General features: G+C 63.1%; 21 protein-coding genes and 1 pseudogene. 10 read left to right on the top strand and 12 right to left on the bottom strand.

Annotation, left to right across the window (positions count from 1 at the left end):
- Positions 1-164: 164 nt before the first annotated feature.
- Entirely contained in the window at positions 165-1,037 is an 873-nt protein-coding gene (locus FS665_RS05065) for a LysR family transcriptional regulator (RefSeq protein ID WP_145184351.1), read from the bottom strand.
- A 203-nt stretch (positions 1,038-1,240) separates the two neighbouring features.
- Here FS665_RS05065 and FS665_RS05060 point away from each other — a divergent pair, with 203 nt between their 5' ends.
- The 3 genes from FS665_RS05060 to FS665_RS05050 all read left to right on the top strand — a co-directional run bounded on the left by FS665_RS05060 (position 1,241) and on the right by FS665_RS05050 (position 5,038).
- Positions 1,241-2,623, top strand: a complete 1,383-nt coding sequence (locus FS665_RS05060) for a glutamine synthetase family protein (RefSeq protein ID WP_145184348.1) — start codon at positions 1,241-1,243, stop codon at positions 2,621-2,623.
- A gap of 4 nt (positions 2,624-2,627) precedes the next feature.
- A complete protein-coding gene (locus FS665_RS05055; RefSeq protein ID WP_145184345.1) occupies positions 2,628-3,383 on the top strand; it encodes a gamma-glutamyl-gamma-aminobutyrate hydrolase family protein in 756 nt (251 codons plus the stop codon).
- Positions 3,384-3,499: 116 nt separating this feature from the next.
- Positions 3,500-5,038, top strand: coding sequence for an APC family permease (locus tag FS665_RS05050; protein ID WP_145184343.1), 1,539 nt, complete (start codon positions 3,500-3,502; stop codon positions 5,036-5,038).
- 89 nt (positions 5,039-5,127) lie between these two features.
- On the opposite strand, the gene gmk is transcribed toward FS665_RS05050, so the two are convergent.
- Entirely contained in the window at positions 5,128-5,748 is a 621-nt protein-coding gene (gene gmk, locus FS665_RS05045; RefSeq protein ID WP_145184340.1) for a guanylate kinase, read from the bottom strand.
- A gap of 13 nt (positions 5,749-5,761) precedes the next feature.
- Positions 5,762-6,625: a YicC/YloC family endoribonuclease gene (locus tag FS665_RS05040; protein WP_145184337.1), complete on the bottom strand. Its 864-nt coding sequence runs from the start codon at positions 6,623-6,625 to the stop codon at positions 5,762-5,764.
- 205 nt (positions 6,626-6,830) lie between these two features.
- Here FS665_RS05040 and rph point away from each other — a divergent pair, with 205 nt between their 5' ends.
- Entirely contained in the window at positions 6,831-7,553 is a 723-nt protein-coding gene (gene rph / locus FS665_RS05035; protein ID WP_145184333.1) for a ribonuclease PH, read from the top strand.
- A gap of 37 nt (positions 7,554-7,590) precedes the next feature.
- On the opposite strand, the gene FS665_RS05030 is transcribed toward rph, so the two are convergent.
- Complete coding sequence (locus FS665_RS05030) at positions 7,591-8,370, bottom strand: exodeoxyribonuclease III (protein WP_012312131.1); 780 nt, start codon at positions 8,368-8,370, stop codon at positions 7,591-7,593.
- Positions 8,371-8,450: 80 nt separating this feature from the next.
- On the opposite strand from FS665_RS05030, the gene pyrE reads away from it, so the two are divergent.
- The gene (pyrE, locus tag FS665_RS05025) at positions 8,451-9,092 is read left to right on the top strand and encodes an orotate phosphoribosyltransferase (protein WP_016394033.1); all 642 of its coding nucleotides are present in this window, start codon (positions 8,451-8,453) and stop codon (positions 9,090-9,092) included.
- 89 nt (positions 9,093-9,181) lie between these two features.
- Here pyrE and argB read toward each other — a convergent pair whose 3' ends face one another.
- From argB to coaBC, 4 genes and pseudogenes are all read right to left on the bottom strand, one after another.
- Complete coding sequence (gene argB, locus FS665_RS05020) at positions 9,182-10,090, bottom strand: acetylglutamate kinase (protein WP_145184330.1); 909 nt, start codon at positions 10,088-10,090, stop codon at positions 9,182-9,184.
- A gap of 30 nt (positions 10,091-10,120) precedes the next feature.
- Positions 10,121-11,494: pseudogene (locus FS665_RS05015) on the bottom strand (phosphomannomutase/phosphoglucomutase); the annotation flags it as partial.
- 135 nt (positions 11,495-11,629) lie between these two features.
- Positions 11,630-12,085: a dUTP diphosphatase gene (gene dut / locus FS665_RS05010; protein ID WP_145184324.1), complete on the bottom strand. Its 456-nt coding sequence runs from the start codon at positions 12,083-12,085 to the stop codon at positions 11,630-11,632.
- A 5-nt stretch (positions 12,086-12,090) separates the two neighbouring features.
- Positions 12,091-13,302, bottom strand: coding sequence for a bifunctional phosphopantothenoylcysteine decarboxylase/phosphopantothenate--cysteine ligase CoaBC (gene coaBC / locus FS665_RS05005; RefSeq protein WP_145184321.1), 1,212 nt, complete (start codon positions 13,300-13,302; stop codon positions 12,091-12,093).
- A 129-nt stretch (positions 13,303-13,431) separates the two neighbouring features.
- Between coaBC and radC the strand changes: the two genes are divergently transcribed.
- Entirely contained in the window at positions 13,432-14,112 is a 681-nt protein-coding gene (gene radC, locus FS665_RS05000) for a DNA repair protein RadC (protein ID WP_145184319.1), read from the top strand.
- Between the two features lie 61 nt (positions 14,113-14,173).
- On the opposite strand, the gene FS665_RS04995 is transcribed toward radC, so the two are convergent.
- Positions 14,174-15,763, bottom strand: a complete 1,590-nt coding sequence (locus tag FS665_RS04995; RefSeq protein WP_145184316.1) for an ABC transporter substrate-binding protein — start codon at positions 15,761-15,763, stop codon at positions 14,174-14,176.
- Between the two features lie 361 nt (positions 15,764-16,124).
- Here FS665_RS04995 and rpmB point away from each other — a divergent pair, with 361 nt between their 5' ends.
- Both rpmB and rpmG read left to right on the top strand, forming a co-directional pair.
- Positions 16,125-16,361 (top strand): 50S ribosomal protein L28, encoded by a 237-nt coding sequence (gene rpmB / locus FS665_RS04990; protein WP_003253504.1) that lies wholly within the window; start codon positions 16,125-16,127, stop codon positions 16,359-16,361.
- 11 nt (positions 16,362-16,372) lie between these two features.
- Complete coding sequence (rpmG, locus tag FS665_RS04985) at positions 16,373-16,528, top strand: 50S ribosomal protein L33 (protein ID WP_003253507.1); 156 nt, start codon at positions 16,373-16,375, stop codon at positions 16,526-16,528.
- 65 nt (positions 16,529-16,593) lie between these two features.
- Here rpmG and FS665_RS04980 read toward each other — a convergent pair whose 3' ends face one another.
- Both FS665_RS04980 and FS665_RS04975 read right to left on the bottom strand, forming a co-directional pair.
- Entirely contained in the window at positions 16,594-16,797 is a 204-nt protein-coding gene (locus FS665_RS04980) for an I78 family peptidase inhibitor (RefSeq protein ID WP_145184313.1), read from the bottom strand.
- Between the two features lie 86 nt (positions 16,798-16,883).
- The gene (locus FS665_RS04975) at positions 16,884-17,243 is read right to left on the bottom strand and encodes a cupin domain-containing protein (protein ID WP_145184311.1); all 360 of its coding nucleotides are present in this window, start codon (positions 17,241-17,243) and stop codon (positions 16,884-16,886) included.
- A gap of 196 nt (positions 17,244-17,439) precedes the next feature.
- Between FS665_RS04975 and FS665_RS04970 the strand changes: the two genes are divergently transcribed.
- A complete protein-coding gene (locus FS665_RS04970) occupies positions 17,440-18,933 on the top strand; it encodes an aldehyde dehydrogenase (protein WP_145184308.1) in 1,494 nt (497 codons plus the stop codon).
- 167 nt (positions 18,934-19,100) lie between these two features.
- Entirely contained in the window at positions 19,101-20,240 is a 1,140-nt protein-coding gene (locus tag FS665_RS04965; RefSeq protein WP_145184305.1) for an MFS transporter, read from the top strand.
- 3 nt (positions 20,241-20,243) lie between these two features.
- Here FS665_RS04965 and FS665_RS04960 read toward each other — a convergent pair whose 3' ends face one another.
- Positions 20,244-21,797 carry a phospholipase D family protein gene (locus FS665_RS04960; RefSeq protein WP_145184302.1) on the bottom strand — a complete coding sequence of 518 codons (1,554 nt, stop codon included), beginning with the start codon at positions 21,795-21,797 and terminating at the stop codon, positions 20,244-20,246.
- Positions 21,798-21,817: the final 20 nt, after the last annotated feature.

Raw genomic sequence — 21,817 nt, 5'->3', positions numbered from 1 at the left:
TTCCTCAGTAGCAAATGCGGTGGGCGTGCAGCCCAATACGGGCAGGCGGACTCGATAGTTTAAAAAATCACCAGCCAATAGGGAAGCGCTGTTTTGTCCGGCCATCTGGCGTGTCCGCCAAAGGCGCGGGGCAGACGCCCTCGACGTATGCCCTGACAATAACCTCAGACCAGCGCGTCCCGCAATCGCGGCGTCAGCTCTTCGAACAGGGTCTGAACCGAGCGCAAGGCACGGCAGTCGGGGCGGGTCAGCAACCATAGCTGGGTATCGCAACCAGGCAACGGCCCGCTCAACGCGTCTACCCCTGGCAAGGCGTGCACCATGTAGTCCGGTAGCGCCGCCACGCCCAGCCCGGTGCTGACCAGCTGGGCGATGGTCGACATGCTGCTGCACTGGTAGCGCGGGCCCAGACCTGGGTAATGCTGGTTGCGCCAGACCACTGTGGGGTGGTCTTGCATCGAGTCGTCCGGCGCGATCCAGGGCACGCTGCTGGCCGATTGGCCCAGGCGCTCGCGCCACTGCGGCTGGCCGCAGATCACATAGGAGGTGGAGCCCAGGCAGCGCCCGACCAGATGTTCCGGTGGGGTGTTGGTCAGGCGCAGGGCGATGTCGGCATCGCGCCGGCTGAGATTGGCGAAGGTATTGGATGTACCCATTTCCAGCGACAGCGCCGGGTAATTGGGCATGAACGCGGCCAGCGCCGGCAGCAGCAGGCTGTGCATCACAGCTTCGGTACAGGTCAGCCGTACTGTGCCACTGACCACCTGCTCGCCACTGCTCATGGCGATGCGCGCTGCCTCCAGCGCCTGCTCGGCACGCTCTGCCTGCTCGGCCAGGGCCTGGGCTGTGTCGGTCGGCAGGTAGCCTTTGCGGCTTTTCACGAACAGCGCAGTGCCCAGCGCCGATTCCAGCCGCCGTATCGAGCGAAATACGGTCGAGACATCGACCTTGAGCAGCTCGGCGGCCTTGGCCAGCGAGCGCCCACGTTCCAGTGCCAGGACCAGAGAAAGGTCGGCGTGAGTGATCTGATATTGCATTGGTGCACGCTCTGCTTGCCGAATTGCCAATGTCTGTTGCGTGAGGGCCATTTTATAGTGAAACGGCCCCCGGGAATCAATGCGCCCGGTCGGAGCAATCCCCACGATGGGAACGTTAAAAAAACAACAGCTGCAAACCATCGTCGCCGTGAGGCGCCAGCCGTACCCTCCACATCGCCGCAGCAAATCATAGGATGTAAGCCATGACGTCGGTCACCCCGTGCGCCAGTACTTCCAGCGAGATGAACGACTTTCTTCAGGCCCATCCGGATACTCAGTACGTCGATCTGCTGATTTCCGACATGAACGGCGTGGTACGTGGCAAGCGCATCGAACGCGCCAGCCTGCACAAGGTGTACGAGAAGGGCATCAACCTGCCGGCATCGCTGTTCGCCCTGGACATCAACGGCTCGACGGTCGAGAGTACCGGCCTGGGACTGGATATCGGGGACGCCGACCGCATCTGCTACCCGATTGCCGGAACTTTGTGCGACGAACCGTGGCAGAAGCGCCCGACGGCCCAGTTGCTGATGACCATGCACGAGCTCGACGGCGCGCCGTTCTTCGCCGACCCGCGCGAAGTGCTGCGCCAGGTGGTGAGCAAGTTCGACGCCATGGGCCTGAGCATCTGCGCCGCGTTCGAGCTGGAGTTCTACCTGATCGATCAGGACAACCTCAACGGCCGCCCGCAACCGCCACGCTCGCCGATTTCCGGCAAGCGCCCGCAATCGACGCAGGTGTACTTGATCGACGACCTCGACGAGTACGCCGACTGCCTGCAAGACATGCTCGAAGCGGCCAAGGAGCAAGGCTTGCCCGCCGACGCCATCGTCAAGGAAAGCGCCCCGGCGCAGTTCGAGGTCAACCTGCACCACGTGGCCGATCCGCTGAAGGCGTGCGATTACGCGATTCTGCTCAAGCGCCTGATCAAGAACGTCGCCTACGATCACGAGATGGACACCACGTTCATGGCCAAGCCCTACCCGGGCCAGGCGGGTAACGGCCTGCACGTGCATATCTCGCTGCTCGACAAGCAGACCGGCAAGAACATCTTCGCCAGCGATGACCCCTTGCAGAGCGACGCCTTGCGCCATGCCATCGGCGGCGTCTTGCAGACCATGCCGGCTTCGATGGCCTTCCTGTGCCCGAACATCAATTCCTATCGCCGCTTTGGTGCCCAGTTCTACGTGCCGAATGCGCCAAGCTGGGGTCTGGACAACCGCACCGTCGCCGTACGCGTACCGACCGACAGCAGCGATAACGTACGCATCGAGCACCGGGTAGCGGGCGCCGACGCCAACCCCTACCTGATGCTGGCGGCGCTCCTCGCCGGGATCCACCATGGCCTCACCCGCCAGATCGAGCCGGCAGCGCCGATCGAAGGCAACGCCTACGAGCAGCTGGAGCAGAGCCTGCCCAACAACTTGCGTGACGCCCTGCGCGCACTGGACGACAGCGAAATCCTCAATCAGTACATCAGCCCGGACTACATCGATATCTTCGTGGCCTGCAAGGAAAGCGAGCTGGCCGAGTTCGAAGTGTCGATTTCCGACCTCGAGTACAACTGGTACCTGCACACGGTGTAAGCCCATGAGCGCAACTGCGGTCCCTTTGATCGGTGTCAGCGCCTGCCGTCAGCAGGTGGGCAAGAACGCGTCGCACACAGTAGGCGACAAGTATGTCGAGGCAGCCGCATTTGCCGGACTGCCCCTGATTCTGCCTGCGCGCGATGGCGGCAGCGACCCGCAGGCGCTGCTGGCCCGCCTCGACGGTATTGTTTTCACCGGCTCGCCTTCAAATGTCGAGCCGCAGCATTACAATGGCGCTCCTAGCGCCCCGGGCACTCGGCACGACCTGGCGCGTGACCGTCTGACCTTGCCGTTGTTGCAGGCAGCCGTCGCTGCTGGCGTGCCGGTGCTGTGCATCTGCCGGGGCTTTCAGGAACTCAACGTGGCCCTGGGTGGCAGCTTGCACCAGCGGGTGCAGGCGCTGCCGGGCTACCTCGATCACCGTGAGCCGGAAGACGCTGCACTTGAAGAGCAATACGGCCCTCGTCACCCTGTCAGCGTTGCGCCTGGCGGCGTGTTCGAGCGCCTGGGGCTGCCTGCACAATTCGACGTCAACTCGCTGCACAGCCAGGGCATCGATCGCCTGGCCAGCGGCCTGCGGGTGGAGGCACGAGCCCCGGATGGCCTGATCGAGGCGGTGTCGATGCCTGCTGCGCCGGGCTTCGTGCTCGGTGTGCAGTGGCACCCGGAGTGGCGATTCACCGAAAACCCGGTCTCGCGGCGCCTGTTCCAGGCGTTTCGCGAGGCCTGCATCGCCCATGCTGCGCGGGAGGCCTGACCACACGTCGGGCAAGAGTCCGGGATGACGCCCCTGCCAGCGCGCTTTCAATGAGTGGAAACAGGTCTTGGGAACAGCGCCTGTGAAAACAATTCCAATAGTTACGGCAAAAACTCATGAGCAATTACACAGAAGCTGGCCGCCCACCCGATGCGGCCGATTCGGGCAGCACGCACAATAGCAAGGGCTTGGCCAAAGGGCGGCTCGGGTTGCTGGCAAGCGTAGTGCTGGGCATCTCCACCATTGCCCCGGTCTACACCCTGACCGGCGCCCTTGGGCCGACCGTACGCGAGGTCGGTGCGCACCTGCCGGCGGTATTCATCGTTGGCTTTCTGCCGATGTTGCTGGTGGCCCTCGGGTACCGCGAGCTCAACTCCGCCGAGCCCGACAGCGGCACGTCATTCACCTGGTCTGCGCGGGCTTTTGGCCCGATGATTGGCTGGATTGGTGGCTGGGGGCTGGTCGTTGCCACCACCATCGTGCTGTCCAACCTTGCCGGCGTGGCGGTGGATTTCTTCTATCTGTTCCTCAGCCAGATCACCGGGCACGGCGAACTGGCGAGCCTGGCCGATAACTTGCTGGTCAACATCATCACCTGTTGTGTGTTCATTGCCATGGCAGTGTGGATCTGCTGCCGTGGTATGGCCACGACCATGACCGTGCAGTACGGTCTGGTGGCCCTGCAGTTGGTGGTACTGCTCGGTTTTGCCTTCGCCGCCTTTGGTGGCAGCACCGCGCCGCCGCCGCTGGAATTCGACTTCACCTGGTTCAATCCGTTTGGCGTCGAGTCATTTTCGGCATTCGCTGCCGGGCTTTCCCTGTCGATTTTCATTTTCTGGGGTTGGGACGTGTGCCTGACGGTCAGCGAAGAGTCGGTCGGCAGTGACGAGGTGCCCGGCAAGGCCGCGACCTGGACCGTGTTGCTGATCCTTGGCCTGTACCTGGTCACCGCGATCGCCACGCTGCAGTTTGCCGGCATCAGCGAGCAGGGCCTTGGCTTGAACAACCCGCGCATCCAGGAAAACGTATTCGCTCACCTGGCCGGGCCGGTGATGGGACCGCTGGCGATCCTGATGTCGATCGCGGTGCTGGCCAGCACCGCAGCCTCGCTGCAGTCGACCTTCGTGTCGCCGGCGCGCACCTTGCTGGCCATGGGGTACTACGGCGCGGTACCGCCGAAATTCGCCAAAGTCTGCCCACGCTCGCAGACCCCCCGCTATGCGACCATTTGCGCCGGCGTGGCAGCAGGGTTGTTCTATGTGACCATGCGCACCCTGAGCGAGAACGTGCTGGCCGATACCATCACTGCACTGGGCATGATGATCTGCTTCTACTACTCGCTCACTGCCTTCGCCTGCGTGTGGTATTTCCGCGACAGCCTGTTCACCAGCCTGCGGCATTTCTTCATGCGCGGGCTGTGCCCGTTGGTGGGCGGGGTAATTCTTTCGGTGATTTTCGTGCGCACGGCCATCGACAGCGCCTCGCCGGACTTCGGCAGCGGCTCGCATGTGGCCGGCTTGGGCTTGGTGTTCGTGATCGCAACGATCATTTCGGCGCTGGGGATCGTGCTGATGGTGCTGTCGCGCATGCGCGCGCCGGCTTACTTCCTGGGGGCTACCTTGCGCCAGCAGGCTGCTTTGCCCCTGCAGGAATGACACTGGGGGCGCTTTGCGCCCCTTTCGCGACCGCTCCTGCAGGCATTTGCGTCAGCTGGGCTGATGCAGTCTTGTGTAGGAGCGGTCTTTCAGGCGAGCAGCTCTTCGAGCAACTGACTGTGGCGTTGCTGCTGTTTTTTCAGCAGCAGCCGGTTGGCCACGAACACCGACTTCAACTCGTCCAGCGCGAGGGCAAAGTCATCGTTGATGATCACGTAGTCGTACTCGTCGTAGTGCACCATCTCGGTGACCGCTTCGCGCATGCGCCCGGCGATGATTTCCTCGCTGTCCTGGCCGCGACCATCCAGGCGTGCGCGCAGGGCCTGCTGGCTCGGCGGCAGAATGAACACCGACAGCGCCTCGGGCATCAACGCGCGCACCTGCTGGGCGCCTTGCCAGTCGATTTCCAGGATCAGGTCATTGCCTTGATCGAGCACGTGCTGCAGGGCGCTGCGCGAGGTGCCGTAGAAGTTGCCGAACACTTCGGCATGCTCAAGGAAATCACCCTGGGCGATCAGCTCCTCGAAGGCATCATGGCTGACGAAGTGGTAGTTCACCCCATGCTGCTCGCCCGGGCGCATGGCGCGGGTCGTGTGCGAGACCGAGACGCTGACCCGAGGGTCGGCCTCGATCAGGGCGGTGACCAGGCTGGTCTTGCCGGCGCCCGAGGGGGCCGAAACGATGTAGAGGGTGCCGCTGGTTTGCTTCATGGTCGGGATGGCCTTACTCGATATTCTGTACTTGTTCACGCATCTGCTCGATCAGCACCTTCAAGTTGACCGCCGCTTGCGTGCTGCGCGGGTCGAAGGCCTTGGAGCCGAGTGTGTTGGCTTCGCGGTTGAGTTCCTGCATGAGGAAGTCCAGGCGCCGGCCGGCTGCGCCGCCGGACTTGAGCACGCGGCGCACTTCGGTAACGTGGGTGCTGAGGCGATCGAGCTCCTCGGCAACGTCGCTTTTCTGCGCCAGCAATACCATTTCCTGCTCAAGACGCTGCGGGTCGAGCTCGGCCTTGAGGTCGCCGAAGCGGTCGATGATCTTCTGCCGTTGGGCGGCTAGCATCTGCGGCACCAGCGCGCGCAGGGTGCTGACTTCACTGGCCATGCTGTCCAGGCGCTCGTTGATCAGCCGGGCCAGCTCCTGGCCTTCGCGCAGACGCCCCGCCTTGAGTTCGGCCAGCGCGTCTTCGAACAGCGCCACCGCTTCGGCATTGAGCGCCTGCGGGTCGGCGGCATCGGCCACCAGCACGCCTGGCCAGGACAGCACCTCGAGCGGATTGAGCGCGGCCGGCTGCTTGATCAGGCCGGCGACTTCTTCGGCCGCGGCGACCAGTTGCGCGGCGCGCTCGCGGTCGACCTTGAGCGGCTTGCCGTCGCTGTCTTCGTGCAGGCGCAAGGTGCATTCGACCTTGCCGCGCGACAAGCCCTGGCGCAGGCCTTCACGCACGGCGCCTTCGAGGTCGCGCAGGGCGTCCGGCAGGCGCAGGTGCGGCTCGAGGTAGCGATGGTTGACCGAGCGCAGTTCCCAGACCAGGGTGCCTTGGCTGCCTGCACGTTCGACACGCGCAAAAGCGGTCATGCTGTGCACCATGGAAAGTACCTCGCGTAAATGGATTGAAGGCGCGCGATTGTAGCGCAGTGCGTGCTCGGCGCCCAATCAGCCTATGTTATAGAGCCGCTCCTGGCAGAGGGAGAAAAGCCGACCGGTTGCCCACACCGCGACGATAGGCATGTCGCTCCAAGGCACCGGCCTCTATAATGGCCGGCAGATTCAAGTCCCAGTACAGGTATCCCAGATGAAACGTCCAAGTGGTCGCGCCGCCGATCAGCTCCGCTCGATCCGCATCACCCGCAACTACACCAAGCACGCCGAAGGGTCGGTACTGGTCGAGTTCGGTGACACCAAGGTCATCTGCACGGTCAGTGTCGAAAATGGCGTGCCGCGCTTCCTCAAAGGCCAGGGCCAAGGCTGGCTGACCGCCGAGTACGGCATGCTGCCGCGCGCGACCGGCGAGCGTAACCAGCGAGAGGCCAGCCGTGGCAAGCAAGGTGGCCGCACCCTGGAAATCCAGCGCCTGATCGGCCGTTCCCTGCGTGCTGCGTTGGATATGAGCAAGCTTGGCGACATCACCCTGTACATCGACTGCGATGTGATCCAGGCCGACGGCGGCACCCGGACCGCGTCGATCACCGGTGCCATGGTCGCGCTGTGCGACGCCCTGGCAGTGATCAAGAAGCGCGGCGGCCTGAAGGCTGGTAACCCGCTCAAGCACATGATCGCGGCGGTGTCGGTGGGCATGTATCAGGGCGAAGCAGTGCTCGACCTGGATTACCTGGAAGACTCGGCTGCCGAAACCGACCTGAACGTGGTCATGACCAGTGCCGGTGGTTTCATCGAAGTGCAGGGCACGGCCGAAGGCGCGCCGTTCCAGCCTGAGGACTTCAACGCCATGCTGGCGCTGGCGCAGAAGGGCATGACTGAAATCTTCGAGCTGCAGAATGCCGCGCTGGTCGACTGAGCGATAGCAACCGGGGCCGCCAAGCGGCCCCGGTGCTTTAGATGGTCAACGTCCAGTCATAGTCGACGATCAACGGCGCATGCTGGGAGAAGCGCGGTTGACGCGGCAGGCGGGCATTGCGCACGAAGCGGCGCAGGCCCGGCGTGAGGATCTGGTAGTCGAAGCGATAGCCCAGGTTGAGCATCTCGGCCTGCTCGTTGTCGGGCCACCAGCTGTACTGGTCGCCTTCACGGCTGACTTCGCGCAGCGCATCGACATAGCCCATGTCGCCGGTGATCGCGTCCATCCATGCCCGCTCAGGCGGCAGGAAGCCAGGCGACTGCTGGCTGTCACGCCAGTTCTTGATGTCGAGCTTCTGCTGCGCCACGTAGAACGAGCCGCAGTAAATGTACTCACGGCGCTTGCGGCGCTGTTTGTCCAGGTACTTGGCGAAGTCGTCCATCAACTTGAATTTCTGATTCAAGTCGTCGTCGCCGTTCATGCCCGAAGGCAGGAGCAGGCTGGCAATACTCACTTTGTCGAAATCTGCTTGCAGATAACGCCCGTAGCGGTCGGCTGTCTCGAAGCCCAGGCCGGTGATGACTGCCTTGGGCTGCATGCGCGAGTAGAGTGCCACGCCACCTTGGGCGGGTACTTCTGCGTCGCAGGCATAAAGGAAATAGCCATCGAGCTGGAAAGCTGGGTCGTCGAGTTCAAAGGCCGAGGCGCGGGTATCCTGAAGGCAGATGACGTCGGCATTCTGGGCTTGTAACCAGCTGAGCAATCCACGCTCGGCTGCAGCCTGAATGCCATTAACGTTCACACTGATGATCCGCATAAATGGCCCCAAAAATCTCGTGCGTGTATGATACCCGAGCTCAACCCATTTAGCTAAATCCGTGGTGTCCGGGACTTTTCATGCAGCCGTATCAGCGCGACTTCATCCGTTTTGCCATCGATCGCGGGGTACTGCGTTTCGGTGAATTCACCCTGAAATCCGGGCGCACAAGCCCGTATTTCTTCAATGCCGGCCTGTTCAATACCGGCTCCGCCCTGGCCCAGCTGGGTCGCTGCTACGCAGCAGCGATCGTCGACAGCAAGATTCCGTTCGATGTGCTGTTCGGCCCGGCGTACAAGGGCATTCCCCTGGCCGCTACCACTGCCGTGGCCCTGGCCGATCAGCATCAGCTCGATGTGCCATGGTGCTTCAACCGCAAAGAAGCCAAGGATCATGGCGAAGGCGGCAGCCTGGTCGGTGCGCCCCTGGCCGGTGAGGTGTTGATCATCGACGACGTGATCACCGCCGGCACTGCCATCCGCGAAGTCATGCAGATCATCAATGCCCAGCAGGCCAAGGCCGCTGGCGTGCTGATCGCGCTGAACCGTGAAGAGCGCGGCAACGGCGAGCTGTCGGCGATCCAGGAGGTGGAGCGCGACTTCGGCATTCCGGTGGTCAGCATCGTGTCGCTGACCCAAGTGCTGGAATTCCTGGCCGACGACCCGCAGCTCAAGCAGCACCTGCCGGCTGTGGAGGCCTACCGGGCGCAGTACGGGATCTGATCCTGACCGGGCAATGAAAAAGGCGACCTTCGATGAAGGTCGCCTTTTTGTTTGCCCGGTGCCGGCCCTTTCGCAAGGGCCGCTACCGTTCAGACGTGACGCTGATGGTTGGTGATCAGGGTGCCCACGCCGCTGTCGGTGAAGATCTCCAGCAGCACCGCATTCGGCACACGGCCGTCGATGATGTGCGAGCTATTGACGCCACCTTGCACCGCTTCCAGCGCGCACTTGATCTTCGGCAGCATGCCGCCGTAGATAGTGCCGTCGGCGATCAGCTCGTTGACCTGCTCGGTGGTCAGGCCGGTCAAGACCTGGCCTTGCTTGTCCATCAACCCGGCGATGTTGGTCAGCAGCATCAGCTTCTCAGCCTGCAGCGCCTCGGCGACCTTGCCGGCCACCAGGTCGGCGTTGATGTTGTAGGACTCGCCATCGACACCCACGCCAATCGGCGCGATCACTGGGATGAAGTCGCCCTTGACCAGCATGTTCAGCAGCTCGGTGTTGACGCTGACCACTTCGCCCACATGGCCGATGTCGATGATTTCCGGCTGGGTCATTTCCGGGGTCTGGCGGCTGACGGTGAGCTTCTTCGCGCGGATCAGCTCGGCGTCCTTGCCGGTCAGGCCGATGGCGCTGCCGCCATGGCGGTTGATCAGGTTGACGATGTCCTTGTTGACCTGCCCGCCCAGGACCATCTCCACCACGTCCATGGTCGCCGCGTCGGTCACGCGCATGCCGTCGATGAAATGGCTCTCGATCGACAAGCGCTTGAGCAGATCGCCGATCTGCGGGCCGCCGCCGTGTACCACCACTGGGTTGATGCCCACGGCCTTCATCAGCACGATGTCACGGGCAAAGCCTGTCTTGAGCTCCTCGCTCTCCATCGCGTTGCCGCCGTACTTGATCACCAGGGTCTTGCCGACAAAGCGGCGAATGTACGGCAGTGCTTCGGACAAAACCTCGGCTACATGGGAAGCGGCATCGCGATCGAGGGTCATGCAGGGCTCCTGTATGGAACAGATAATCGGTCAGAACGGCAGTTGCAGCTCAGGGGCAACCCGCAGCAACTGGGCACGGAAAACATCCTTGATACGTTGCAATTCGGCGTCGTTTTCAGCTTCGAAACGCAGCACCAGCACCGGCGTGGTGTTGGAAGCGCGTACCAGGCCCCAGCCGTTGGCGTAGTCGACCCGCACACCGTCGATGGTGGTCAGGTTGGCATCGCCCCAGTCGGCGTCGCGTTGCAGTGCATCAATGATGCTGAATTTACCCTCGTCGGTCACATCAATGTTGATTTCCGGCGTGGAAATGTCGTTCGGGAAGGCGGCGAACAGGTCTTCGGCGTTCTGTGCGGCCTTGCTGAGAATCTCCAGCAGCCGCGCGGCGCTGTAGATACCATCGTCGAAGCCGTACCAGCGTTCCTTGATGAAGATGTGGCCGCTCATTTCGCCAGCCAGCAGCGAGCCGGTCTGCTTCATCTTCTTCTTGATCAACGAGTGACCGGTCTTCCACATCAGCGCGCGGCCGCCGTGCTGCTCGATCAGCGGCGTCAGGCGGCGGGTGCATTTGACGTCGAAGATGATTTCAGCGCCTGGGTTGCGCTCCAGCACATCCTGGGCGAACAGCATCAGCAGGCGGTCCGGGTAGACGATGTTGCCGCTGTTGGTCACCACGCCTACGCGATCGCCGTCGCCGTCGAAGGCCAGGCCAATGTCGGCACCGGTTTGCTTGACCTTGGCGATCAGGTCCTCGAGGTTTTCCGGCTTGCCGGGATCGGGGTGGTGGTTGGGGAAGTTGCCATCCACTTCGCAGAACAGCGGGATGACCTCGCAGCCCAGGGCCTCGATCAGTTGCGGCGCGATCACGCCGGCAGCGCCGTTGCCGCAATCCACCACGACCTTGAGTTTTTTCGCCAGCTTCACGTCATCGACGATCTGCCGGAAGTAACGCTCGAGGATCTCGACCTTCTCTACGCTGCCTTGGCCGCGCGGTACGTCGTTGGTCTTCAGGCGGGTGAGCAGGGCCTGGATCTGTTCGTTGGCCAGGGTATCGCCGGCGATGACGATCTTGAAGCCGTTGTAGTCCGATGGGTTATGGCTGCCGGTGAGCATCACCCCGGACTTGCCTGCCAGCACGTTGGCGGCGAAATACAGCGCTGGAGTCGGCACCAGACCGACATCGCTGACCTGGCAACCGGCATCGACCAGGCCCTGGATCAATTGCTCGACCAGCATCGGGCCCGACAGACGACCATCGCGGCCAACGGAAATCTTCGGTTCACCCTCGGCGATGGTCTGCGCGCCGATGGCGCGGCCAATCCAGTAGGCGGTTTCGCCGTGCAGGGTCTTGCCGACCACGCCGCGGATGTCATAGGCGCGGAAGATGCTCTCAGGCAATGCAGGAACCGGGTGGGCCATCTCGTTCATCTCGGGAAACTCCAGTAGTCAAAGGCTTGCTGGGCAGGCAAAAACTGATCGCTTGGACGGTGGAATCGCCAGAGAGTTCGCCATCCGTGGCCCTGACCGTCGTGTCTCGGCTCAGTGGCTCCCGGAATGGCCGAAGCCGCCGGCGCCGCGCTGGCTTTCGTCGAAGCGTTCGACGATGTCGAAGTGCGCTTGTACCACAGGCACCAAGACAAGTTGTGCGATGCGCTCGCCCACGGCGATGGTGAACGGCGTGTCGCCACGGTTCCAGCACGACACCATCAGCTCGCCCTGGTAGTCGGAATCGATCAACCCGACCAGATTGCCGAGCACGATGCCGTGCTTGTGACCCAGGCCGGAGCGCGGCAGGATCATCGCTGCCAGGCCTGGGTCGCCGATGTAGATCGAAAGGCCGGTCGGGATCAGCAAGGTCTGGCCTGGCTCGAGCACCGTGTCTTGTTGCAGCAGGGCGCGCAGGTCGAGGCCGGCGGAGCCAGGGGTGGCGTATTGCGGCAGCGGGAATTCGCTGCCCAGGCGGGGGTCGAGAATCTTGGCTTGAAGAGCGTGCATGGAGCTTATTGAACCTGGTTGAGTCGTTCGGCGATGAAGCCGACCAGCTGACGGGCGATCTTGCCCTTGCTGGTCTGCGCGAAGAGGGTCTGGTGCTGCTGGCGGTCGATCACGGTCAGGGCATTTTCCTCGCTGTTGAAGCCAATGCTGGGGTTGGCCACGTCATTGGCGACGATCAGGTCGAGGTTCTTGTCCTTGAGCTTGCGCGTGGCGTAATCGAGCAAATGTTCGGTTTCGGCGGCAAAGCCAACGCTGAACGGGCGGTCGCTACGGCCAGCGATGGTCGCAAGGATATCGGGATTACGCACCATCTGCAGCAGCATGCCGTCACCGGTCGTAGGATCTTTCTTGAGCTTTTGCGGGGCGACGACTTCGGGGCGGTAGTCTGCGACCGCCGCCGAGGCAATGAACAGGTCGCATGGCATGGCTGCTTCACAGGCCGCGAGCATGTCCCGCGCGCTGACCACGTCGATTCGCTGTACGCGGTCAGGGGTCGGCAGGTGCACCGGGCCGGTTACGAGGGTCACCCGAGCCCCTGCCTCGGCAGCGGCCTCGGCCAGGGCGAAGCCCATCTTTCCGGAGCTATGATTGGTGATGTAGCGCACCGGGTCGATGTTTTCCTGGGTCGGGCCGGCGGTGATCAACACGTGCTTGCCGGTCAAGGCCTGACGCTTGAAGCTCTCGGCGGCGCACCAGGCCAGGTCGGTGGCTTCGAGCATGCGGCCCAGGCCCACGTCGCCACAGGCCTGGCTGCCCGAGGCAGGGCCGAACACCTGGATGCCACGGCTCTTGAGCAGGTCGAGGTTGGCTTGCGTCGCCGGGTCGCGCCACATGGCCTGGTTCATGGCCGGGGCCACGGCAACGCTGGCGTCGGTGGCCAGTACCAACGTGGTCAGCAGGTCGTCGGCCATGCCTTGGGCCAGGCGCGCCATGAGGTCGGCGGTAGCGGGGGCGATCAGCACCAGGTCAGCCCACTTGGCCAGTTCGATGTGGCCCATGGCCGCTTCGGCGGCAGGGTCGAGCAGATCCATGTGCACCGGGTGGCCGGACAGCGCCTGCAGGGTCAGCGGGGTGATGAATTCGGCACCACCCCGGGTCATGACGACGCGCACCTGCGCGCCGTGCTCGAGGAGTCGGCGGATCAGCTCGGCGCTTTTGTAGGCGGCGATGCCGCCTCCGACGCCGAGAACGATGCGCTTGCGATACAGCCGCTGCATAGGCTTGCCTTTTTCCAGTGAGAGCGGGCGGCGACGTCTGCAGATGCCTGCGGCAGAACGTCGCATGTACGAGGCGAAATAGATTAACACAGGGCCGAAACGGGCCGCAGCAAGGGCAGGGAGCAAGCAATGAACATCAGGGAATGGCCGACGCAGGACCGGCCAAGGGAGAAGCTGTTGCGCCAGGGGGCCGGGAGTCTTTCCGATGCCGAGCTGTTGGCGGTGTTTCTTGGCTCCGGGGTCCGCGGGCGCAATGTGGTCGAGCTGGCGCGCGGGCTGCTGGCCAGGTTCGGCAGCCTGCGCCAGTTGCTCGAGGCCGACCGTGATGCCTTTCTCGGTGAGCTGGGGCTAGGCCCGGTGCGCTACGGGCAATTGCAGGCATTGCTGGAGATTGGTCGCAGACACTTGGCCACCAGCATTGCCCGCGAGTCGGTCATGGACAGCCCCGCCACCGTGCGCAGTTACCTCAAGGCCATGCTGCGCCACGAAGCCAGTGAGGTGTTCGGCTGCTTGTTTCTGGATACCAAGCATCGGCCACTGGCGTTCGAGATCCTCTTTCGCGGCACCATCGACAAGGCCTGCGTCTACCCGCGCGAGGTGGTTCGGCGGGCGCTGTTGCACAATGCGGCGGCGCTGATCCTGTGTCACAACCACCCCTCGGGGCACAGCGAGCCAAGCCAGGAGGACGTGCACCTGACGCTGTCGCTCAAGCGCGGGTTGGCGTTGATCGATGTGCGGGTGCTCGATCACATCATCGTTGGCGAGGGCGAGCCGTTGTCGATGGTCGAGCAGGGCTGGATCGTGGCTTGAACGCGAGGGCCGGTCGTGCGGGCGGTCGGGTGATCCGACGCGGCTGCACGGCCTGCCAATTTCATTTGGTCACCGACACCTTGCTCAAATCCAAGCGCCCGAACGGGCTGGCCTGGTAGCCCTCGACGCCTTCTCGCAGCAGCGCCGCTGCCGTCGGATGCGCCAGTGGCACCCACAGTGCCTGCTGCTGGATCAAGGTCTGCGCCTGTTGGTACAACCGACTGCGTACGCTCTGGTCCGTGGTGGTGCGCCCGGCGCTGATCAGCTGGTCCAGGCGGTTGTCGCAGAACCGCGCGAAGTTGGTTCCCGACTGCACGGCTGCGCAGGAAAACTGCGGCGTGAGGAAGTTGTCCGGGTCGCCGTTGTCGCCCGCCCAGCCCATGAACAGCAGATCGTGCTCGCCCGCCTTGGCGCGGCGGATCAGTTCGCCCCATTCGATCACGCGGATTTCGGCCTTGATGCCGATCTTGGCAAGGTCGGCCTGCAGCATCTGCGCCCCGAGGCTGGGGTTGGGGTTGAGCAGGCTGCCCGAGGGACGTGTCCAGATCGTGGTGCTGAAGCCTTCGGCCAAGCCAGCCTTGGCCAGCAGCGCCTTGGCCTTCTCGACATCCAGCGGGTAGCCGGGCAAGTCCTTGGCATAGCTCCAGGTGTTGGGCGGATAGGGACCATTGGCGGGCGTGGCGGTGCCTTCGAAGACCGCCTTGAGGTAAGCCTGCTTGTCGAATGCCAGGTTGATCGCCTGGCGCACCTCGGGCTTGTCCAGCGGTGGATGCTGGCTATTGATGGCGACGAAAGCGGTCATGAATGCTGGGGTGGTCGCGACCTTGAGCGTTGCATCCTGGCTGGCGTCGGCGATGTCCAGCGGCTTGGGCGACAGGGCCACCTGGCATTCGTTGCGCTTGAGCTTCTGCAGGCGCACGTTGGCATCGGTGGTGATCGCGAAGATCAGCGGATCGACCGCCGGCTTGCCGCCGAAATAGTCAGGGTTGGCGCGGTAACGCACCACGGCGTCTTTCTGAAAGCGCTGGAACACGAACGGGCCGGTGCCGATGGGCTGGCTGTTGAGCTTCTCGGGCGTGCCCTGCTTGAGCAGCTTGTCGGCATATTCGGCCGAGTAGATCGACGCGAAGCCCATGCTCAGGGTCGCCAGGAAGGTGGCGTCGGCATGGGTCAGCGTGAAGCGGACGCTGCCTGCATCGGGCGCGTCGATAGCCTTGATCAGGCTGCCCAGTTGCAACGACTGCGCATGCGGGTATCCGCCCGGTGCGGTCTTGTGCCAGGCATGCGCCGGGTAGAGCATGCGCTGGAAGCTGAACAGCACGTCATCGGCGTTCAGCTCACGGGTGGGTTTGAAGTACGCTGTGGAATGAAACTTCACGCCTTCGCGCAGCTTGAAGTCATAGACCAGGCCATCGGCCGAGACGCTCCAGCTCTGCGCCAGGCTCGGCACGACCTTGCCTTGAGTCGCGTCGAATTCCACCAAGCGGTTCATCAGCACATCGGCCGAGGCATTGGTGGTGGTCAGCGAATTGTACTGCACCACATCGAAGCCTTCAGGGCTGGCCTCGCTGCAGACACTCAAGGGTGCGGCCTGGGCAATGCCAGCGGCGAGCAGGGAGGTGAACAATAAGGAAAGGGCGGCAGCACGCATCGTGGCTCCTTGGCTGGTCAGTGGCCCATCTGCCGGTGCAGTCTGGAAACGTCCTACCCTAGTGCGCGTCGCGGCAAATGACCACCCTCTTTTTCGCGACCTGGGCGACGAGCGGTCGACAGCGCGGCGCGCGAGTCGCTATGCTGCTCGCGCGCTATTTGCAGCACACGAATGCTCATCTTCTGTTGTTGCAACGCAGTCTTTCTGGTATAAAGCAGCGCTCTTTTCTAGGGGCTCGGCCTGTCGCATCAGCGAATCCGGTCGGTAAGACCTCCAGAATCACGGCGCCTGGCGCCAAAGACTGAGAGATTAAGCGGCCAACCCATGCCGGGTTGGGCATGTGGTTTTAGAGGGCTGAGTCATGTCGAGAGTCTGTCAAGTTACTGGTAAGGGTCCAGTAACCGGGAACAACATTTCCCACGCAAACAACAAAACCCGTCGTCGTTTCCTGCCGAACCTGCAGCACCACCGTTTCTGGGTTGAATCCGAGAAGCGTTTCGTGCGTCTGCGCGTATCCGCCAAAGGCATGCGTATCATCGACAAGCGCGGCATCGACGCCGTTCTGGTTGACATCCGTAAAGCTGGCGCCAAGGTTTAAGGGAGAACATCATGCGTGAATTGATCCGTTTGGTTTCGAGTGCCGGTACCGGTCACTTCTACACCACCGACAAGAACAAGCGCACCACCCCGGACAAAATCGAGATCAAGAAATACGATCCGGTTGTTCGCAAGCACGTGGTGTACAAGGAAGCCAAGATCAAGTAATTGATCGGCGACCAAAAAAAACCCGCATCCGTAAGGACGCGGGTTTTTTTATGCCTGCACCGCTGTTACTTGAAGCTGAAGCTTTCGATCAGGCGGTTGGCATCGGTGTTGATATGAATACGGTTGCTGTCGTACTCACGCGTGCTGGCTTCTCCCGGCCCGACGACGCGATCACGGCCGGTGATTGCAGTGATGGTGTCTTTCACCGATGGCTCGTAAGGGGTGCCGATCAGGTGGGCGATGGCTTGCAGCACTTCTTCATTGGTCATGTTAAGCATCCTTTTGACGTGAGTGGTGCCCGCTGTAGGGGCGGGTCCATACTCATGCAGCCGATGCCTGCATTGGCGCTACATATTTACTGCTGTTCGAACATCACGTAGATCTTGCGGCACGGCTCCAGCACTTCCCAAGTGCCCTTGAAGCCGGCCGGAATGACGAAACGATCACCGGCGCGCAAGGTCTTGGCGCCGCCCGCTCCATCACGCAGCACCGACACGCCCTGAACGATCTCGCAATATTCGTGCTCGGTGTAGTTCACCGTCCATTGCCCGACTTCACCTTCCCAAACACCCGCAGCAAACTGGCCACAGGGGCTGGAATAGTGGTTGTAGACAGCCTGGTCCGGCTCGCCCTTGAGAATCTTTTCCGCTGCCGGGCGGTAGCGTTCGGCCTCTGTCAGGACCTGGGCGAAGTCGACGATGCTGGCGATACTCATGATGCGGCTCCTGTTATTGTTTAATAAAATGCACATAGGTAGGCCTTAAGGCCTTTTCTGTCAAATATATTGATAGTTTGCAGCGCCTGGTTTAGGGTGTCGCTTGCCAGTGTGCGCATGTCGCCCGGCCAGCATTCTGACAACGCCAGTGAGTCCTCAGTGCGGCGTTGCACCTAAACAAGAGGAGGAGTTTCGTATGACCACCCTGACCCGTGCGGATTGGGAACAACGTGCCCAGCAACTGAAGATCGAAGGCCGCGCCTTCATCAACGGCGAATACACCGACGCCGCATCCGGTGAAACATTCGACTGCCTGAGCCCGGTCGACGGACGCTTCCTGGCCAAGGTCGCCAGCTGCGACCTGGCCGATGCCAACCGCGCTGTGGAAAACGCGCGCGCCACCTTCGATTCCGGCGTCTGGTCGCAGCTCGCCCCGGCCAAGCGCAAGGCCAAACTGATCCGCTTCGCCGACCTGTTGCGCCAGAACGTGCAAGAGTTGGCGCTGCTGGAAACCCTGGACATGGGCAAGCCGATCGGCGATTCCTCCAGCATCGACATTCCAGGTGCCGCCAACGCGATCCATTGGACCGCCGAGGCCATCGACAAAGTCTACGACGAAGTGGCGCCGACCCCGCACGATCAGCTGGGCCTGGTGACGCGCGAGCCGGTCGGTGTGGTCGGTGCCATCGTGCCTTGGAACTTCCCGCTGCTGATGGCGTGCTGGAAGCTCGGTCCGGCCCTGGCGACCGGCAACTCGGTCGTGCTCAAGCCATCGGAGAAGTCGCCGCTGACCGCCATCCGCATCGCCCAGCTGGCGATCGAGGCCGGCATTCCGGCCGGTGTACTAAACGTGCTGCCGGGCTACGGCCACACCGTTGGCAAGGCCCTGGCCCTGCACATGGATGTCGATACCCTGGTGTTCACCGGCTCTACCAAGATCGCCAAGCAGCTGATGGTGTACGCGGGCGAGTCGAACATGAAGCGCATCTGGCTCGAAGCCGGTGGCAAAAGCCCGAACATCGTCTTCGCTGACGCTCCGGACCTGCAAGCTGCCGCCGAGGCCGCCGCCAGCGCCATCGCCTTCAACCAAGGCGAAGTCTGCACCGCAGGCTCGCGGCTGCTGGTCGAGCGTTCGATCAAGGACACATTCCTGCCCATGGTTGTCGAGGCCCTCAAAGGCTGGAAGCCAGGCAACCCGCTGGATCCGCAGACCACGGTCGGTGCCCTGGTCGACACCCAGCAGATGAACACCGTGCTGTCGTACATCGAAGCCGGTCACAAGGACGGCGCCCAGCTTCTGGCCGGCGGCAAGCGCATCCTGGAGGAAACCGGCGGGACCTACGTCGAACCCACCATTTTCGACGGCGTCACCAACGCCATGCGCATCGCCCAGGAAGAGATCTTCGGCCCGGTACTGTCGGTGATCGCCTTCGACACCGCCGAGCAAGCCGTGGCCATCGCCAACGACACGCCATACGGCCTGGCCGCTGGTATCTGGACCTCGGACATCTCCAAGGCGCACAAGACTGCCCGTGCCGTGCGCGCCGGTAGCGTCTGGGTCAACCAGTACGACGGCGGCGATATGACCGCGCCGTTCGGCGGCTTCAAGCAGTCGGGCAATGGCCGTGACAAGTCGCTGCACGCACTGGAAAAGTACACCGAGCTGAAAGCGACCTGGATCAAGCTGTAAATCCACAAGGGCCGCATTGCGGCCAGTCGCGGGCAAGCCGGATCGCTGGATCGCCACTCCCACGGGCAGTCGCTTCGCACTGAAGCGCAGACTCGGCAGGGACAGGGCGAGCCGGTGGTCCGGCTTGTTCGCTGATGGGTGCGGAACACGCTGCCTGGGAGGCGATGATGCGTTGGGGAACCTATTTTGCCGTGCTGGCATCGGTGCTGAGCGTCGGGCTGGCGCTCGGTGTGAGCATGCCGCTGGTTTCCCTGCGCCTGGAAGGCTGGGGCTATGGCGGGTTCGCCATTGGCGTCATGGCCGCCATGCCGGCGCTGGGGGTGTTGCTCGGTGCAAGCCTGGCCAGCCGCCTCGCCGGGTGGGTTGGCGTACCGGCGGCGATGCGCCTGTGCCTGTGGGGCGGAGCGTTGTCCATTGGGCTGGTCGCCTTGCTCCCGAGCTACCCGCTGTGGCTGGCGCTGCGCCTGTTGATCGGCATGTCGCTTACCGTGGTGTTCATCCTTGGTGAAAGCTGGATCAACCAATTAGTGGTCGAGCAGTGGCGCGGTCGGCTAGTGGCGCTTTATGGCAGCAGCTATGCCCTGAGCCAGTTGGCCGGGCCGTTGGTGTTGGGGGTGCTGGGCTCAGACGATGACTTTGGTTTCTGGGCCGCGACTGGCTTGCTGCTGCTGGCACCTGTGCTGCTGCTGGGCCGGGGTGGGGCGCCAAGCACCGACGCCTGCAGCGTGACCTTCAGCGATCTGTTCGGCTTCTGCAGGCGTCTGCCAGTGATTGCCTGGGCTGTCGCCCTGTTCGCGGCATTCGAGGCGATGATCCTGACCCTGTTGCCGGTGTATTGCCTGCAGCAAGGCTTCACCACGGAGATTGCCCTGTTCATGGTCAGCACGGTGGTGGTCGGCGATGCGGTGCTGCAGCTGCCCATCGGCGCGCTGGCCGATCGCATCTCTCGTCAGGCGCTGTTCACTGGCTGCGCGGTCGCGTTGCTGGTGTCCAGCCTGGCCATCCCGATGCTGCTGCAGACGCCGCTGATCTGGCCTTTGTGGGTGGTGTTCGGCGCCAGCGCCGGTGGGTTGTTCACGTTGTCGCTGATCCTGATCGGCGAGCGGTATCGCGACGATGCCCTGGTGCGGGCCAATGCTCATGTGGCGCAGCTATGGGGCATTGGCTGCCTGCTCGGGCCGCTGCTGGCCGGTGCCGGCAGCCAGTGGGTCAGTGGCCATGCACTGCTCTGGCTGATGGCCGCCGGGGCTGCAGGGTTGGTGCTGCTGACGCGTCGTCCGGGGGCCTTCGAGCCTGCTGCGGCCTGAGCCTCAGAGCATCTTTTCCAGGCCCACCGCTTTACTGATCCAGGCATTGAAGCGTCGCCACAAACCACCCGGCTCGCGGGTCAGTACGTGCAGCTGGCCATTGTCCTCAGTGGCCCAGACCAGCTTGTCATCCTGCAGTTTGACCTGATAACTCAACGGCGGCGCCATACCCTGCTGGGCCAGCTCACGGGTGTATTCGGCAAGCTCCGGGCTGTCGACCAACACCCCGACCTCGGTGTTCCACAGCACCGAGCGCGGGTCGAAATTGAACGAGCCGATAAAGGTCTTGCGCCGGTCGAAGACGATCGCCTTGCTGTGCAGGCTGGAATCGGAGCCACCCTGGAAATTCAGCCGGCCAGCGCTGGGATCGCCCGGCTGGCGGCGCAACTCGAACAGCTGCACGCCGTGTTCGAGCAGGGCTCGCCGATAGGGTGCATAGCCGCCATGCACGGCAGGCACGTCGGTGGCTTCGAGCGAATTGGTCAGCAGCTTCACCGAGGCTCCGGCATCGGCCCTGCCGGTGAGGTAGAGCAGCCCCGGCTCGCCGGGTACGAAATACGCCGAAACCAGGATCAGCTCCTGGTGCACGCTGGCCAGGTCCGGCGCCAGTTGCTGGCTCATCAGCAATTGCGGATCAGGTTCATCGTTGGCCAATACCTTGCTTGGCGCATCCCACAGCCCTTGGGCATGTGCCCAGATCAACTCGTTACGCCACACCTCAAGTCGAGGCTGGGTCTGGTAGGCCATCAGGCGGTCGAACAAGGCTTTGCGCTGCAACCTGGCCTGCGCCAGCGACACTTCCAGGCGCTGGCGGCTGGCTTGCAAGTCGCTGGCGTCGGGAGCCTGCCACAGAAAGTCGGTGATCGGCCGGCTCAGCGCGCTGTTCCAGTACTGGTCGAAGCTGTGGCCCAGTTGCTCGGCGATGGGCCCGACACTGAGCAGGTCGATGTCGGTGAAGTTGAGGTTGGGCTCGGCGTCGAAGTATTCGTCGCCCAGGTTGCGCCCGCCGACAATGGCCATGCTGTTGTCGACCAGAAACAGCTTGTTATGCATGCGCCGGTGCTGGCGCGACAGATTGAACAGCCGCCCCACGGCGCGCGTCACGCCGGTGCTGCGGCCCAGGTGCAGGGGATTGAATACCCGCAGGTGGATGTTGGGATGCGCGTCGAGGGTGCCCATGATCGCGTCCAGGCCGTCGCTGGTGGTGTCGTCGAGCAAAATGCGCACGCGCACGCCGCGGTCGGCTGCCTGCAGCAGCTCATGCACCAGCGTGCGCGTGCTCAGGCCGTCGTGAACGATGTAGTACTGCAGATCGATACTGGTCTGGGCGTGGCGAATCAGCTCGGCGCGGGCGCGAAAGGCTTCGTTGCTGTTGGGCAGCAGGCGAAAGCCCGAACGCCCGTCGTGCGGCGCGGCCTGGCGCGCCACCGAACGGCCGAAAGCCGAGTCGCTGGCGGGCAGTGCCTGGCTGGTTTCACGGGGAATGCTGACGCTGGCACAGCCGTTAAGGCCGAGCAGTAGCGCCAGCAGCAGAGGCAAGGCTCGCTGAAATCTCAAAGTTGAGTTGTCCTGTCCAA

It is taken from the genome of Pseudomonas sp. URMO17WK12:I11 (genome assembly GCF_007677725.1).
In the GTDB taxonomy this organism is placed as follows: Bacteria; Pseudomonadota; Gammaproteobacteria; order Pseudomonadales; family Pseudomonadaceae; genus Aquipseudomonas.
Note: the sequence above shows the minus strand (reverse complement) of the source record. Positions and strands in the feature narration are given on the sequence as shown.

What these genes read in the sequence shown, in the direction of transcription:
- FS665_RS05065 (WP_145184351.1), bottom strand. Translation starts at nt 1,037, where the DNA reads ATGCAATATCAGATCACTCACGCCGACCTTTCTCTGGTCCTGGCACTG.
- FS665_RS04970 (WP_145184308.1), top strand. Translation starts at nt 17,440, where the DNA reads ATGACCACCCTGACCCGTGCGGATTGGGAACAACGTGCCCAGCAACTG.
- FS665_RS05040 (WP_145184337.1), bottom strand. Translation starts at nt 6,625, where the DNA reads ATGGTGCACAGCATGACCGCTTTTGCGCGTGTCGAACGTGCAGGCAGC.
- gmk (WP_145184340.1), bottom strand. Translation starts at nt 5,748, where the DNA reads ATGAAGCAAACCAGCGGCACCCTCTACATCGTTTCGGCCCCCTCGGGC.
- FS665_RS05055 (WP_145184345.1), top strand. Translation starts at nt 2,628, where the DNA reads ATGAGCGCAACTGCGGTCCCTTTGATCGGTGTCAGCGCCTGCCGTCAG.
- rpmB (WP_003253504.1), top strand. Translation starts at nt 16,125, where the DNA reads ATGTCGAGAGTCTGTCAAGTTACTGGTAAGGGTCCAGTAACCGGGAAC.
- dut (WP_145184324.1), bottom strand. Translation starts at nt 12,085, where the DNA reads ATGCACGCTCTTCAAGCCAAGATTCTCGACCCCCGCCTGGGCAGCGAA.
- FS665_RS04975 (WP_145184311.1), bottom strand. Translation starts at nt 17,243, where the DNA reads ATGAGTATCGCCAGCATCGTCGACTTCGCCCAGGTCCTGACAGAGGCC.
- rpmG (WP_003253507.1), top strand. Translation starts at nt 16,373, where the DNA reads ATGCGTGAATTGATCCGTTTGGTTTCGAGTGCCGGTACCGGTCACTTC.
- FS665_RS05050 (WP_145184343.1), top strand. Translation starts at nt 3,500, where the DNA reads ATGAGCAATTACACAGAAGCTGGCCGCCCACCCGATGCGGCCGATTCG.
- FS665_RS05060 (WP_145184348.1), top strand. Translation starts at nt 1,241, where the DNA reads ATGACGTCGGTCACCCCGTGCGCCAGTACTTCCAGCGAGATGAACGAC.
- rph (WP_145184333.1), top strand. Translation starts at nt 6,831, where the DNA reads ATGAAACGTCCAAGTGGTCGCGCCGCCGATCAGCTCCGCTCGATCCGC.
- argB (WP_145184330.1), bottom strand. Translation starts at nt 10,090, where the DNA reads ATGACCCTCGATCGCGATGCCGCTTCCCATGTAGCCGAGGTTTTGTCC.
- FS665_RS05030 (WP_012312131.1), bottom strand. Translation starts at nt 8,370, where the DNA reads ATGCGGATCATCAGTGTGAACGTTAATGGCATTCAGGCTGCAGCCGAG.
- pyrE (WP_016394033.1), top strand. Translation starts at nt 8,451, where the DNA reads ATGCAGCCGTATCAGCGCGACTTCATCCGTTTTGCCATCGATCGCGGG.
- FS665_RS04965 (WP_145184305.1), top strand. Translation starts at nt 19,101, where the DNA reads ATGCGTTGGGGAACCTATTTTGCCGTGCTGGCATCGGTGCTGAGCGTC.
- radC (WP_145184319.1), top strand. Translation starts at nt 13,432, where the DNA reads ATGAACATCAGGGAATGGCCGACGCAGGACCGGCCAAGGGAGAAGCTG.
- FS665_RS04980 (WP_145184313.1), bottom strand. Translation starts at nt 16,797, where the DNA reads ATGACCAATGAAGAAGTGCTGCAAGCCATCGCCCACCTGATCGGCACC.
- FS665_RS04995 (WP_145184316.1), bottom strand. Translation starts at nt 15,763, where the DNA reads ATGCGTGCTGCCGCCCTTTCCTTATTGTTCACCTCCCTGCTCGCCGCT.
- coaBC (WP_145184321.1), bottom strand. Translation starts at nt 13,302, where the DNA reads ATGCAGCGGCTGTATCGCAAGCGCATCGTTCTCGGCGTCGGAGGCGGC.